Annotated in this window: 16 protein-coding genes; 2 read left to right on the plus strand and 14 right to left on the minus strand. The window is 34.3% G+C overall.

Annotated features, from left to right (window positions below):
* A complete protein-coding gene (locus WHC90_RS11835; RefSeq protein WP_188599156.1) occupies window positions 1-1,116 on the minus strand; it encodes a Nif3-like dinuclear metal center hexameric protein in 1,116 nt (371 codons plus the stop codon).
* Window positions 1,117-1,345: 229 nt separating this feature from the next.
* Between WHC90_RS11835 and lpxK the strand changes: the two genes are divergently transcribed.
* Window positions 1,346-2,380: a tetraacyldisaccharide 4'-kinase gene (gene lpxK / locus WHC90_RS11840; protein WP_188599155.1), complete on the plus strand. Its 1,035-nt coding sequence runs from the start codon at window positions 1,346-1,348 to the stop codon at window positions 2,378-2,380.
* Here lpxK and WHC90_RS11845 read toward each other — a convergent pair.
* From WHC90_RS11845 to WHC90_RS11885, 9 genes are all read right to left on the minus strand, one after another.
* The gene (locus tag WHC90_RS11845; protein ID WP_188599281.1) at window positions 2,375-3,271 is read right to left on the minus strand and encodes a Ppx/GppA phosphatase family protein; all 897 of its coding nucleotides are present in this window, start codon (window positions 3,269-3,271) and stop codon (window positions 2,375-2,377) included. The two genes, lpxK and WHC90_RS11845, sit on opposite strands and share 6 nt — an antisense overlap.
* 10 nt (window positions 3,272-3,281) lie before the next feature.
* On the minus strand, window positions 3,282-3,770 hold the full coding sequence (locus WHC90_RS11850; protein WP_188599154.1) for a SixA phosphatase family protein: 489 nt from the start codon (window positions 3,768-3,770) through the stop codon (window positions 3,282-3,284).
* A gap of 31 nt (window positions 3,771-3,801) precedes the next feature.
* Window positions 3,802-4,449 carry a pyridoxamine 5'-phosphate oxidase gene (gene pdxH, locus WHC90_RS11855; protein ID WP_188599153.1) on the minus strand — a complete coding sequence of 216 codons (648 nt, stop codon included), beginning with the start codon at window positions 4,447-4,449 and terminating at the stop codon, window positions 3,802-3,804.
* Window positions 4,450-4,503: 54 nt separating this feature from the next.
* Entirely contained in the window at window positions 4,504-4,734 is a 231-nt protein-coding gene (locus WHC90_RS11860) for a hypothetical protein (RefSeq protein WP_188599152.1), read from the minus strand.
* 19 nt (window positions 4,735-4,753) lie between these two features.
* Window positions 4,754-5,170, minus strand: a complete 417-nt coding sequence (locus WHC90_RS11865; protein ID WP_188599286.1) for a hypothetical protein — start codon at window positions 5,168-5,170, stop codon at window positions 4,754-4,756.
* Window positions 5,171-5,193: 23 nt separating this feature from the next.
* The gene (locus tag WHC90_RS11870) at window positions 5,194-5,721 is read right to left on the minus strand and encodes an RNA polymerase sigma factor (RefSeq protein WP_188599151.1); all 528 of its coding nucleotides are present in this window, start codon (window positions 5,719-5,721) and stop codon (window positions 5,194-5,196) included.
* Between the two features lie 77 nt (window positions 5,722-5,798).
* Window positions 5,799-6,986, minus strand: a complete 1,188-nt coding sequence (locus WHC90_RS11875; RefSeq protein WP_188599150.1) for an NAD(P)/FAD-dependent oxidoreductase — start codon at window positions 6,984-6,986, stop codon at window positions 5,799-5,801.
* A gap of 96 nt (window positions 6,987-7,082) precedes the next feature.
* Window positions 7,083-7,436, minus strand: coding sequence for a response regulator (locus WHC90_RS11880; RefSeq protein ID WP_188599149.1), 354 nt, complete (start codon window positions 7,434-7,436; stop codon window positions 7,083-7,085).
* A gap of 88 nt (window positions 7,437-7,524) precedes the next feature.
* A complete protein-coding gene (locus WHC90_RS11885; RefSeq protein WP_188599148.1) occupies window positions 7,525-8,958 on the minus strand; it encodes a sodium:solute symporter in 1,434 nt (477 codons plus the stop codon).
* A 150-nt stretch (window positions 8,959-9,108) separates the two neighbouring features.
* On the opposite strand from WHC90_RS11885, the gene recR reads away from it, so the two are divergent.
* Complete coding sequence (gene recR / locus WHC90_RS11890) at window positions 9,109-9,726, plus strand: recombination mediator RecR (RefSeq protein ID WP_188599147.1); 618 nt, start codon at window positions 9,109-9,111, stop codon at window positions 9,724-9,726.
* Here the strand turns inward: recR and WHC90_RS11895 are convergent.
* The 4 genes from WHC90_RS11895 to WHC90_RS11910 all read right to left on the minus strand — a co-directional run bounded on the left by WHC90_RS11895 (window position 9,723) and on the right by WHC90_RS11910 (window position 12,921).
* A complete protein-coding gene (locus WHC90_RS11895; protein ID WP_188599146.1) occupies window positions 9,723-10,283 on the minus strand; it encodes a CopD family protein in 561 nt (186 codons plus the stop codon). The two genes, recR and WHC90_RS11895, sit on opposite strands and share 4 nt — an antisense overlap.
* A 151-nt stretch (window positions 10,284-10,434) precedes the next feature.
* Entirely contained in the window at window positions 10,435-11,454 is a 1,020-nt protein-coding gene (gene hemH / locus WHC90_RS11900) for a ferrochelatase (protein ID WP_188599145.1), read from the minus strand.
* Window positions 11,455-11,498: 44 nt separating this feature from the next.
* Window positions 11,499-12,005, minus strand: coding sequence for a TrmH family RNA methyltransferase (locus WHC90_RS11905; protein ID WP_188599144.1), 507 nt, complete (start codon window positions 12,003-12,005; stop codon window positions 11,499-11,501).
* Between the two features lie 25 nt (window positions 12,006-12,030).
* Window positions 12,031-12,921, minus strand: a complete 891-nt coding sequence (locus WHC90_RS11910; RefSeq protein WP_188599143.1) for a helix-turn-helix transcriptional regulator — start codon at window positions 12,919-12,921, stop codon at window positions 12,031-12,033.
* Between the last annotated feature and the right edge of the window lie 100 nt (window positions 12,922-13,021).

Below are 13,021 nucleotides of genomic sequence, written 5' to 3' on the forward strand. Positions count from 1 at the left end.
TTAAATGTAATAAATTGGATTTGTACTATTATCTGATAAAATGATCCTGCTTGTTGGCAAGGCAGGTGCAAAATTAGTAAAATTTTTTGTAAGATACTCAACTAAAAGATTTTTTGTGAACTGCTCACTCTCATAATGGCCAATGTCAGCTAAAAGGATGTGCTGTTCTGCCTTAAAAAAGTCATGATATTTAAAATCTGCACTTATATAGGCATCTGCTTTTTGAGCTTTTGCTACGTCAATTGCAAAACTGCCTGAGCCTCCTAACACAGCTACTTTTTTTATGGTCTTGCCTAGTAATTCAGAATGCCTAACACAGGCTGTCTTCATAGTTTTTTTTATAAACTTTAAAAAATCATTCTCATTCATTGCCTTGGGTAGCTCTCCAATCATTCCCATACCAATGTTTTGATGTTTGTTATCTAAGGTTTGCAATTCATAAGCAACCTCTTCATAAGGGTGTTCTTTAAATAAACAGGCCAAAATCTTGGCTTCATTATGAGCTTCGTAAGTTAGGTTTAGTTGTGTTTCGGCAATTTCTGTAAAGCTTCCTTTGCTGCCAATTACAGGATTAGAGTTTTCACCGCCTTTAAAACTACCTACCCCTTCAGAAGTAAAAGAGCAGTTTGTGTAGTTTCCTATAGCTCCTGCTCCGACCTTAAAGAGTGAATCTCTTAGATTGTTTGCATTCTCTTTAGGTACAAAAGTGCTTAGTTTTTTTATAATGCCAGATTTAGGCATTAAAATTTTGGTATTTTCTAAGCCAAGAGTTTCTGCAATCTTAGCTGAGACACCATTTTTAGAGTTGTCTAAGGCAGTATGTGTCGCGTAAATTGCTATGTTATTTTGGATGGCCTTAAGAACAACGCGTTCTACATAGTTATTGCCGTTTAGTTTTTTAAGCCCTCCAAAAATAATGGGATGGAAACTAACAATTAAATTACAGTTTTTTTGGATTGCCTCATCAACTGTAGCCTCTAGCGTGTCTAATGTAACCAATACACCTGTAACTTCTGTTTGGTATTGTCCGATAAGCAGCCCAACATTGTCAAAGTCTTCAGCATATTTTAAAGGGGCAATTTCTTCAATACAATTTGTGATGTCTTTTATAGTCATTGGTTAACTTTATTGAGTTTAGTGTTTAAGCGTTTGTCTCTTTTTAAAGCACAAAACCCAAAGTTAAGATTTTTAATGATTTTAGAACTTTCTACTTCTTTGTTTTTTTTAAGGAGCTTCTGTTTATTCTTTGGTTTCATTTTTGATGGATTTTTAAGTTTGATTGATATTATTTGTTGGGATGTATATGGAATCGTATTTTCGTAGCTTTATGGTTTACCTTTAGCCGATGAAATTGATTCGAATATTAGTCTTTCCTATTGCATTGATTTACGATGTTGTTACGCGCATTCGGAATCTTTTTTTTGATCTAGGCGTGTTTTCATCCACATCGTTTCAGATACCAATTATTGCCGTTGGTAATTTAAGTGTTGGAGGTACAGGGAAAACACCACAAATAGAATATCTAATCCGTTTGTTGAGTAAAAAGTATCAGCTAGCAGTTTTAAGCAGAGGCTATGGAAGATCTACAAAAGGGTATCTAAAAATAAATCAAAACAATACTTCTAAAGAGGTAGGGGATGAGCCCCTGCAGTTTTATAGAAAGTTTAAACAGATAACTGTTGCTGTTGATGAACAACGAGTACGCGGAGTTCAAACGCTTTTAGCCCAGGAGAACCCACCAAATCTTATTTTGTTAGATGATGCATTTCAGCATCGAAAAATTACCGCGGGTTTCTATTTGTTATTGACCAAATACGATGAGCTTTTTGTGGATGATTTTTTACTGCCTACAGGAGGCTTAAGAGAAAGTGCTCGTGGAGCAAAAAGAGCCCATGCTGTGGTTGTTAGCAAATGTCCAGCAAACCTTAGTAAAGCATCACAAGATCAGGTGATTCAAAAAATCAGAAAGTATTTTAAAGGCCCCGTTTTTTTTAGTGGAATCTCGTATGCAGAAGAAGTACAAAATAGCAAGCAAGAATCTATTGGTATTGAAGCATTGAAGGATTTTGAAGTGATTTTGGTCACGGGCATTGCCAAGCCAGCTCCCTTGGTTCAGTTTTTAAAAGAACAAGAAATACGTTTTCAGCACCTAAAATTTAAAGATCATCATGAGTTTACTACTCAGGATCTACAGCTAATTAAAGAAACGTTTTTGGAGGTTACATCAGCAAAAAAAATCATCCTAACCACAGAAAAAGATTTTGTGCGCTTGTCAGATGAGTTGGATGCATTGTATTATATAGAAATCACAACAAAATTAATAGACAAAGAACAAGATTTTGACAAGCTGTTTTTATCCTATCTGTCTAAGTCTTTATAGTTTTTTAAAATACAAGCTTTTGATGATTCCATCGGCAAGTCCGATTTTTGGAACAAATATTTTTCTAGCTCCACTCCATTTCATTGCAGATAGGTAAATTTTTGTAGCCGGAATAATTACATCGGCTCGGTCTGGGTTTAAACTCAATTCAGAAATTCTGTCAGCGTAACTCATGTTCTTTAAGAACTGGTATTGAGCGTTTAAGTAAATATAAGAAATGGGTTTACCAAGTGTGCGTCCAGACATTTTAAACAGCTTATTAATGTTTCCTCCAGAGCCAATTAGTGCTAATTTTTTTAGGTGCTTTGTGTTGTCTTCAATCCATTTCTGAACCTCTTTGAAGATTATTTTATTCTCAGCTTTGGAATTGTTAATAAGACGTACAGTCCCCATTTTAAAAGACTTAGAATTGATGATTCTTCCTTTAGAGAAGATGGTGAATTCTGTACTACCTCCACCAACATCAACATATAAATATGAGGCATCTCCTTCTATCAATTGACTTAAATCAGTAGAAGATATAATGGCGGCTTCTTTTTTACCACCGATGATATCAATTTTTACACCTGTTTGTTCTAAAATTTTTTCTGCTATTTCTTTTCCGTTTGTTGCTTCACGCATGGCTGATGTAGCACAGGCTTTGTACTTCTCTACATTGTTAATATCCATCAACAATTTAAAGGCCTCCATGGCATTGATCATTCGTTGAGTATTCTCTTCAGAAATAACCCCAGAAACAAATGCATCTGCCCCCAAACGAATAGGAACTCTAACCAAAGATGATTTTCTAAATTGTGTTTCTTTTCCGGTTTCCTCTATCACATTGGCTATTAACAAACGTATTGCGTTTGATCCAATATCAATAGCAGCATATTTTTTTATTTCTAACAAAGCGTACTTTTTATTTGTGATTTTTTGGGAATTCAATCAAAACAGTTTTTCCTTTTTTGATGCTTTTCCAATGTTTATTTTCAAACTGTATTCCGATGATTCCACAAGTAGGAACATGTGCTATAGGTTTGTCTCCAAACTTGTTTACAAAGGTGTTAATACCATGATCATGGCTAAATATAATAGCTGAATCAAAATTGTCATCCAGCGCTTTAATAGTTTTTACCAAATAGCCATCACTAAAGTTATACAATTGTTTTTTAATGTATAAATTAGATAAAGGATATCCAAAATTATGGCAAAAAATTATGGCAGTATGCAAGGCTCTATTAGCGCTGCTAGACACAAAAACGTCAGGTTTTTTAATGGTCTCAGATAAGTAATTAGACATCAAGTGGGCATCATTGATTCCTCTTTCTTTAAGAGGTCTATCAATATCTTCTACGCTTTTGTACTCCCAAGATGATTTTGCGTGTCTAACGATATAAAGTGTCTTCATTCAATTTTTTATTCAAAAGTAAATATAGAAATTAAGGAGCTAATCTTTCTATTTTCCAAGAAAAATCTTTTTGGAGTGTATATCTAATTCTATCGTGCATTCGGTTGGGTCTTCCTTGCCAAAATTCAATAGAAACAGGTTTCACTAAAAAACCACCCCAATGTGGAGGTCTAGGAATTTCTTTTTGATTGTATTTTTTTTGGTAAGAAGCCAATTCATTGTCCAAAGCTTCTCTTGAGTCAACTACTTGGCTTTGTTTTGAAGCCCAGGCTCCTAATTTACTACCGTCAGGTCTGCTTTCAAAATAGCCGTCAGATAAATTTTCTGCTAATTTTTCTGCATTTCCTTTGATGATAATTTGCTGTTCTAAGCCCGGCCAAAAAAATGAAAGACAAATATGACTATTGGCAAGAATTGCTTTTCCTTTCTCTGACTTGTAATTGGTGTAAAAAATAAAGCCTTCCCAGGTGTATTTTTTTAACAAAACAACCCTGCTTTTAGGGTAACCATCAAGTCCAATAGCGCTTACAGTCATTGCATTAGACTCATCAACACGCTCATCTTCATCAGCTGTTAGAAACCAACGTTGGAAAAGTTCCATAGGGTTTTCCGGACAGTTGCTTTCTAGCAGTTCTTGCTTTTCGTAAGATTTACGATGATTACTTAAATCATGTGCCATTGTATCAGTTTAAAACTGATGTAAAAATAATAGTTTTTACAGAAGAAAAGCTATTTACTGAGGTAAAATATCAGGTAAATCCTCACAATAAAAACCATTCTCCATCACTACTTTTTTTAGTTCTTCTTCATTTAAATGATCATCAGCTTCTATTCGCAATACATTGTCTATGTCTTCGATATCAATCGACCAGTTATAGATAATAGGATGATTGTTAAAAATGGGCTTTATTTTTTTTACCTTTTTCTTTGTTTTAATATCTGTTCTAAGGATTAGGAGTTTCATTTAAAACGTTTTTTTTAGTTTAATCAATTGATCCTTCTAACTTGGTGCTGTCTGGGTTGTTTATTTTTTCTATATACTCTTCATATGCAGCTTCTCCTTCTTCTTTCCAATACGCATCATACAGTTCCCATTTAGAAAAGTCTTTATTGGAGGATTTTCCTTTTTTGTGATGTTTGTCCATTTTACAATTGCCATTGTCTTTATCTCCGCCAATTCCTCCAAAAAGAATTTTTGCTAAGATCAATAACCCTATGGCTTGCCAATAAGAAATGGTCGTTAATCCGAAGATATCTGGCATTAACCAATTCCATAAATATTGAAACACAAGTCCAAATAATGCAATAAATGCTGTGATTAAGATCCCGAAAAACAAGACCCAAAGCACTACAATAACTGGGTTTTTACTTCTTAATTTGTGTTTAAAATAATTTTTCATTTTTAAAAATTTTAATTGCTGTTTTATTTTTTATTCTTTAATTGTTGATATAGTAATGAAATTGCTCTGTGTCTTCTAGAGAGCAACGTACCTATCGGAATTCCTGTTTCTTGAGAGATTTCGGCATAGCTATACCCTTCTACGTCTATTGCTAAAATAATTTCACGGTATTGTGGTTTTAACTTAAAAATTGCTTTTTTTAATTCTGTTACCAGTTTGTCAGAGGAATCCTGCTCTGTATTATCATAAAAATTTTCTGCAAAATCAGCTAATTGCTCTTCAAAAGCCTCATCCATATTTTTTGTTTTTCTGTCTTTTCTTAAGCTATCGATAATTTTATTTTTTATCGAGTAATAGACAAAGCCAGCTACATTATTTATGGGTAAAACATTTTTCCGTGAAAATATTTTTAAGGCGACATCTTGAATGATATCTTCTGCATCTCTATCAGCATCGTTTTCAATCTTAGAGTGAACATAAGCTTTAAGGTTATGGTACTCTGAGGTAAAGAATGCTTTTAGTTGTTTTTCGTTTTCTGTTTCTGATGCCATTCAAGTCCCTTTTAAATAGGTCTTCATATATAAAGACGAGCTAATCGGTATTTATTGCATTTTTTTTTTGAAGTTTTTTAAAAACTGCTGTTTAAATGCTTAGCCACAGATACGCCCATGCTTGCGCAGGCTTGTAATAGATAGCCGCCTGTTGGCGCATCCCAATCTACCATCTCGCCAATACAATACTGATTGGGCAGTTGTTTTATTTCAAAGTTAGAGGTGATTTCAGCTAGCTTGACTCCACCAACGGTAGAAATGGCTTCGTCGATAGCAGCTGTGTTGGTTATTTGCAAAGGAAGGTTTTTTATGGCTTTTGCCAGAGTGTCCAAGTTTAAATAATCGTCTTTTGATAATTGAGTTTTAAGAAGATTAATCTGCGGGCTGCTTAGCTTAAGCTCCTTTTTTAAAGTAGCTGTGGTATTTTTTTGAGTGGATGATTTAATTTTGGTGAGTAGCTGTTCTTTAGATAGCGTCGGTTTAAAATCGAGAAAAATTTTAGCTGTTGCATGGTCTTTTAATTGTTCTCTAATTTGAGGACTCAAAGCGTAGATTGCATTTCCTTCTAAGCCAAATTTGGTAATGACAGCTTCCCCTTTTTGGGTTGCTTTTTGACAAGAGATTGCGATGTTTTTTAAGGGCTTCCCTTCGTTCTCTTTAATAAATTGATCTGTCCATGGTATTTGAAAGGCACAGTTAGAAGCCTTGAAAGGACTGCTTATAATCCCTTTTTTAGTGAAGACGTTTAGCCAGTTTCCATCAGAGCCAGTGATCTTCCAGCTACCACCTCCCAAAGAAAAAATAGTATAATCTGCCTGGTTACTTTTGTTGTTGATTATTGGTTGCATATAGACATCCCAACCAGAAAATACCTGCTCGTATTTAATAGTGACAGCGTTTTTTTTGAGTTGTTTTAAGATGGCGTTCAACACCTCAATGGGTTTGATCCCCTCTACTGGGTAAACTCGTTTGCTGCTGCCAATATACGTGGGGATACCAATTGTGTTTAGCCAGTTTCTAAAATCAGTATTGGTAAAACCCTTTAACGAAGCTTCTAAAAATTTAGAAGGTGTATACCGATTGATCATTTGTGAGATCGGCTCTGAGTGTGTTAGGTTAAAACCACCTTTTCCAGCAACAAGAAATTTTCTGCCAGCAGTTTTATTTTTTTCGTAAACAGTAATGTTAAATTTTTCAGAATCTAAAAAAGCGGCCAATAAAAGTCCTGAAGGTCCTCCTCCAATAATAGAAACTGTTTTTTTCATATTGAGAGTTTTGCTACTTCTGAATCTGAAATTGAGGTTTTAAATCCTTTCTAAAAGCGATTGAAAATGTTTCAATTTACCGTGCTTTTTTAACAGCTATTTTTTGATAATTTTTTCAAAGATAGGCATGATAAAAGGCTTTGCTAAGTAAGAACTAAATCCATTGGCTAAGCATTTATTTTCCCAATCTTGTCCAAAATAGTTTGTGTGTGCAATGTAGATTGTTTCCTCTGGTAAATTTTTTTCTTTTATTTTTTTTAAAACACCAAAACCATCTATGTCAGAATCATTTAGGTTTATGTCTATTAAAAATATATCGTAGCTGTTTTTGTCTAATAAACTGAAAAATTCTGTTGTAGTTTCTACAGCGTCGATTTCGTATTTGCCATCAACTATTTTGCTAACAGTTAGTCTGCTAATCGCATCATCATCAAGATATAGTATTCTCATTTTAAAATTTAGGTTAGGGGATAATGTTGTAAAGATATAACCTTTTGTTGTGTTATTGGTTTATTAACGCTTCATTGTTAATAATAAATTATTGTTTTTTGAATAAATACAATCCTAAAAAGGTCAATGCACCATTTAGCACCAATACAAAGAACCCAAAATCGAAACCAAGTTTTTCTACGCTGTAAAAACTAATTAGGTAGGTAAAGATAGGGGCAATTAAGCAAATAAAGGGCACTGCTTTGTCTTTTACATTTAGCTTGGTAAACAAACCAAAAGCATATAAGCCCAATAAAGGGCCGTAGGTGTAGCCCGCAAAGGTAAAAATCTTTGCAATGACGCTGGCATCAGCGATAAAATATTTGAAAATTAAAATGGTTGCAATTAAAATAAACGAAAATAAAATATGAATCTTTTTTCTTGTTTTTTCTTGATCTGCTACAGATTTCTTTTTGTCGATTTCTAAAATGTCTATACTAAAAGAAGTGGTTAATGAAGTAAGTGCTGAGTCTGCACTAGAGTATGCGGCAGCAATTAATCCCAAAATAAAAAATAGGGCAGTGGCCGTGCCTAAACTTCCTTGAGTTGCAATTATAGGGAACAACTCATCCTTATGTGCATCTATGCCGTTTTGTTGTGCAAAATCAGTAAGTAAAACTCCTAAGGCCAAGAAAAATAAATTTACAATCACCAAGACGATGGTAAACCAAAATATGTTTTTTTGCGCATCTTTTAAATTGCGACAGGTAAGGTTCTTTTGCATCATATCTTGATCAAGACCCGTCATTACTACAGCGATAAAAGCGCCTGATAAAAACTGTTTCCAAAAGTAGTTTCCGGCTTTAGGATCATCAAAAAAGAAGGTTTTAGAGAGGTCGCTCTCGGCTACATAATTAAAAACATTGTCTATTTGCATGGAGTCAGATATGGTATAAATACACACACCAACAGCAATAAGCATAAACAAGGTTTGCAGGGTGTCCGTCCAAACAATGGTTTTTATTCCGCCTTTAAAAGTGTACAGCCAAATAAGTAAAATAGTAATAGAAACGGTTACCCAAAACGGTACACCATAGGCATCAAATAAAATTAGTTGTAATACATTGGCCACTAAAAACAAACGAAAGGCAGCGCCAACAGTTCTTGATAGTAAAAAGAAACTAGCTCCAGTTTTATAAGAATAGTATCCAAATCGATCTTCTAAATAGCTGTAGATAGAAGTAAGGTTTAGTCGGTAATACAAGGGTAATAAAACCAAACCAATAACTGCGTATCCTACTACATAGCCAAGCACCATTTGCATATAGCTCATGTTTTGATCTTCTATCCAGCCAGGGACCGAGATAAAGGTAACTCCAGAAAGCGATGCTCCGATCATTCCAAAGGCTACCAAATACCAAGGAGATGAGTTGTTGGCTTTAAAAAATGTTTGGTTGGTGGCTAGTTTACCAGTTCTGTATGAAATAAAAATCAAAACGCTAAAATAAGCCAGTATTAAAAGGAATATATGTATTGGTTGCATGGAGAAATCTTAGTTGCTAATTATAAATTACGAAATACGAATATAAGTTTTTTAGCCTATAGATGAGTTAGAAAAGAACACAGATCTAAATCGGTGTCATTTTTTAGAATTTTCTATTCTTTTTTCTTTTGATGTTGTAAATTTGCCCTCATGGATTTTTCTTCAAAATTATTAGAGAATGCTGTAAACGAAGTGTCTCGACTGCCTGGAATAGGTAAGCGTACAGCTCTGCGTTTGGTGCTGTATTTATTAAGACAGCCCGCTGAGCATACACAGTATTTATCTGAAGCCCTGTTGCATTTTAGAAATGATGTTAAGACCTGTGAAAACTGTCATAATATTTCTGATACTACCTTGTGTGAAATTTGCAACAACTCAAAAAGAAATCCAGAAATTGTTTGTGTGGTAGAAGATATTCGCGATGTGATGGCCATAGAAAGTACAGCACAGTTTAATGGGGTGTACCATGTTTTAGGAGGGAAGATTTCTCCGATAGAAGGAATAGGTCCTCAAAAATTACAGATAGATTCATTGGTAGAGAAAGTAGAAAAAGGCGTGGTAAAAGAAATCATTTTTGCCCTGAGTTCTACCATGGAAGGTGATACCACTAATTTTTACATTTTTAAGCAAATAGAGAAGTACAAGTTAATTACATCGACCATTGCTCGCGGTATTTCTGTAGGTGATGAACTTGAGTACGCAGATGAGGTAACGCTTGGAAGATCTATCGTAAATAGGATTCCGTTTGAACAGTCTATAAAAAGTTAGATTTTCTTTTCCTTATCCCAATTTTTATGAGCTCTAATTCTTTTGTAGAGTCTAATGGCTAGCATTAAGAGTACTCCAAACAAAATAATTCCGACCAAGCCCCAGATCCAATTAATGGCACTTTTTAGGGTCACTAAAAATACGATGGCAAAGAGTAAAATTGTGGCAACCTCATTCCAGACGCGCAATTTAAAAGAAGAATATTTTATGATGTCCTTTTGCAATTGACTGTAAATCTTTTGACAGCTGGCATGATATATATATAAAACAGCAACAAAGGTTAATTTAATATGCATCCAAGGCATGCTTAAATATGCTGGGTTTTTATACAACATCCAAAAAGCAAAGATACTAGCAAGTACCGCAGAAGGCCAGGTAATAATATACCAAAGGCGTTTGGCCATTAATTTGTATTGAGTTTGCAGTATTTCTTTTGCTGGTTCTTCTTTGTCTTCGGCCTCTACATGGTAAATAAACAATCGAATGATGTAAAACAAACCTGCAAACCAGGTAACTACAAAAATAATATGCAGTGCTTTTACGTATAAAAAATCCATAGTCGTATTGGTTATTTGTAAGTTCTTCTAAATTAAAATTATCTAACAATCTTAAGCGCTAAATTAACACTTGATTTTACTAGTCCATTACTACATTAACATACCAGCTAGTATCAAAGATACAGAATTGTCTATTGAACTTTAGCTTTTTTTATTGTTTTGCCCAAGCGTCAATCCAAGTATTCATCACTTCTACCCAGTCATCATTGTCATTCATGCAAGGGATGTGCTTATAATCGGTTCCACCACCTTCTAAAAACTGTTCTTTTCCTTCCATGGCAATTTCTTCGAGTGTTTCTAAACAATCAGAAACAAAGGCAGGAGTAATTACGGCTAATTTCTTTTTACCTTCTTCTTTTGGGAGTCTGTCAAATTCAAAGTCGGTGTAGGGTTTTAACCAAGGATCTTTAAGTAAACGAGATTGGAAAGAGTTGCTATACATTCCTTCTTTTAACCCAAGTTCTTTTACGATGGCTTTGGTTGTTTCAAAACATTGATGACGATAGCAAGTTTTATGTGCAATCGAAGCAGTTTCACAACAGCTTCCGTCAATTTTACAATGACTCTTTGTTGTATCTGATTTTAAAATATGCCTTTCTGGGATTCCGTGGTATGAAAAGAGTATATGATCGTGTTCAAAACCTGCCAAATGCTTTTTAATATTAGCACTCATGGCTTTGATATACAAAGGATCATTGTAAAAAGAGTCAATAGCGCTTGTCTTCATATTTGGATACAGCTTTTTTCTCACTTCTTCTGCTTTAACCAAAACAGTTTCTGTAGAGGACATGGCGAAATGTGGATATAAAGGCACAATAAACACATCATCAACTCCTTGATCGGCTAATTCTTTAAAACCTTTTTCTATACTCATAGACCCATAACGCATACCTAGAGCGATGGGCATTTTTGTATTGGCTGCTACTTTTTTTGCAAATCGCTCAGAAATCACCACTAATGGAGAGCCTTCTTTCCACCAAATTTTAGCATAGGCCGCTGCTGATTTTTTTGGTCTTACATTTAAAATAATCCCCTTAATTAATAACCAACGTTTCCAGTACGGGATGTCAATAACACGCTCGTCCATTAAAAATTCGTCTAAATAGGTGCGTACATCAGAAACCTTTGTACTGTCTGGTGATCCTAAGTTGATGAGTAAAACTCCTTTCATAATTTGTGCTGTATTTGTTTGTGCTCTTTTATTTTTTAGCTCTTTTATTTGCTGTTTAATTGATTTGTAACCTCATACAATGTTATGGCTAAACTATGTATCACGTTCATAGAAGAATTTCTTCCAAACATAGGAATGGCAATAGTTTGATCAACTTGATCAATTTCAGTAATCCCATTTCTTTCGCTTCCTAATAGCAAAACAATTTTTTGATGTTTGTTAAAATCAAAATCTTGTAAGGCGATGCTGTTATCTGTAATTTCGATACCAATAATGCTATTGCCCTCTGCTCTTAATTGACGTATTGTGTCAGAAAAATTAGTATAGTACTCATGTGGTATTTGTTCTAAAGTGTTTCTGGCTGTTTTTTTTACGATACGGTTTTCAATATCAGGAGAGTTGTGGTGTAGGTATATTTTTTCTACTCCAAAACTTTCTGCAATCCGAAAACACATGCCTATGTTCTCTGGCGTTCTAATAGCATCACAGACAATCGTAACAGGAAACTTTTTTTGCGGGTTTTCTATATCGTAGTGGGTTAGTTGTTTCACAGTTTTAAATTTTATCCAGGCTCTATTAATTTGAAGAAGCTTGTAAGCTCATCACATATTTTTTTGGAGTGGTTCCAAACTTCTTTTTAAACGCTGCAATAAAATGGCTAGACGTGCTGTATCCAACTTTTAGACCAACTTCAGTAACATTTAATTGATTGCTTTCTAAGTAAAGGCGGGCTTGCTCCATTTTATAATCGAATAAAAAACTGTAGACTGTATCGCCGTAAATCTGCTTAAAGCCTTCTTTTAGTTTTTTTAGATTTAATCCAACCTCGTTTGCGAGTTCTTGTAAAGAAGGCGGTTCAGCCATTCTGGCAATGACTATGTCCTTTGCTTTTCTTATCTTTTGTACGTATTGCTCGTCTATTAAAAAAGGGCAGTACTCGTCGGTGGTGTTTTCTCCGCTATCAAAATGAAGACTCAACAATTCGTAGGTTTTACCTTTTACATATAAATCTTTGATAGCACTGTGGATGTTTGCATTTAAAATTTGCTGTAAAACAATCAGCGCATCAGGTTTTATCTCTGAGTCGTCGTAGTATTTTTTGTTTTTGTTTGAATCGCTTAAAAAAGGAATATAACTGGCCTCTTTAGAAAATAACGAATGAAACTTATCTATAGAAATTATGATAGAAACCAAGGCTGTTTTTGGTAGAATTTCTAAGTTGATTGGTAGTTTTTGCTGTGGATTATAGAGCAAAATAGCATGCTTATCCAGGACGTTAAATACGTAGTTGCTATCGTTAAAATGAAGTTTGCAATTGCCTTTAATACAATAATGTAACTGTAAATAGGTGTTGTCTATATCTCTGTTAAAGTACTCTGTTTTAGTACTGTTATTTTGAAACATTAGCACATAAAAACCTTTTTCTAGTTGTACTTCTGTAAATGTACTTTTAGCGATGTTTTTCATTCAATTTTTTTTGAGTTTTAAAGTCTTTTTATTTAGAATGATTCTATATAAAACAAACTGTACTGCGCTCTATGACTGCAAAAATAAGCTTTTATTGGTG

The organism is Polaribacter pacificus (genome assembly GCF_038024035.1).
Lineage (GTDB): Bacteria > Bacteroidota > Bacteroidia > Flavobacteriales > Flavobacteriaceae > Polaribacter > Polaribacter pacificus.

What these genes read in the sequence shown, in the direction of transcription:
- lpxK (WP_188599155.1), top strand. Translation starts at nt 1,346, where the DNA reads ATGAAATTGATTCGAATATTAGTCTTTCCTATTGCATTGATTTACGAT.
- WHC90_RS11885 (WP_188599148.1), bottom strand. Translation starts at nt 8,958, where the DNA reads ATGCAACCAATACATATATTCCTTTTAATACTGGCTTATTTTAGCGTT.
- WHC90_RS11865 (WP_188599286.1), bottom strand. Translation starts at nt 5,170, where the DNA reads ATGAAAAATTATTTTAAACACAAATTAAGAAGTAAAAACCCAGTTATT.
- pdxH (WP_188599153.1), bottom strand. Translation starts at nt 4,449, where the DNA reads ATGGCACATGATTTAAGTAATCATCGTAAATCTTACGAAAAGCAAGAA.
- WHC90_RS11875 (WP_188599150.1), bottom strand. Translation starts at nt 6,986, where the DNA reads ATGAAAAAAACAGTTTCTATTATTGGAGGAGGACCTTCAGGACTTTTA.
- WHC90_RS11850 (WP_188599154.1), bottom strand. Translation starts at nt 3,770, where the DNA reads ATGAAGACACTTTATATCGTTAGACACGCAAAATCATCTTGGGAGTAC.
- WHC90_RS11910 (WP_188599143.1), bottom strand. Translation starts at nt 12,921, where the DNA reads ATGAAAAACATCGCTAAAAGTACATTTACAGAAGTACAACTAGAAAAA.
- recR (WP_188599147.1), top strand. Translation starts at nt 9,109, where the DNA reads ATGGATTTTTCTTCAAAATTATTAGAGAATGCTGTAAACGAAGTGTCT.
- WHC90_RS11895 (WP_188599146.1), bottom strand. Translation starts at nt 10,283, where the DNA reads ATGGATTTTTTATACGTAAAAGCACTGCATATTATTTTTGTAGTTACC.
- WHC90_RS11835 (WP_188599156.1), bottom strand. Translation starts at nt 1,116, where the DNA reads ATGACTATAAAAGACATCACAAATTGTATTGAAGAAATTGCCCCTTTA.
- WHC90_RS11870 (WP_188599151.1), bottom strand. Translation starts at nt 5,721, where the DNA reads ATGGCATCAGAAACAGAAAACGAAAAACAACTAAAAGCATTCTTTACC.
- WHC90_RS11880 (WP_188599149.1), bottom strand. Translation starts at nt 7,436, where the DNA reads ATGAGAATACTATATCTTGATGATGATGCGATTAGCAGACTAACTGTT.
- WHC90_RS11860 (WP_188599152.1), bottom strand. Translation starts at nt 4,734, where the DNA reads ATGAAACTCCTAATCCTTAGAACAGATATTAAAACAAAGAAAAAGGTA.
- hemH (WP_188599145.1), bottom strand. Translation starts at nt 11,454, where the DNA reads ATGAAAGGAGTTTTACTCATCAACTTAGGATCACCAGACAGTACAAAG.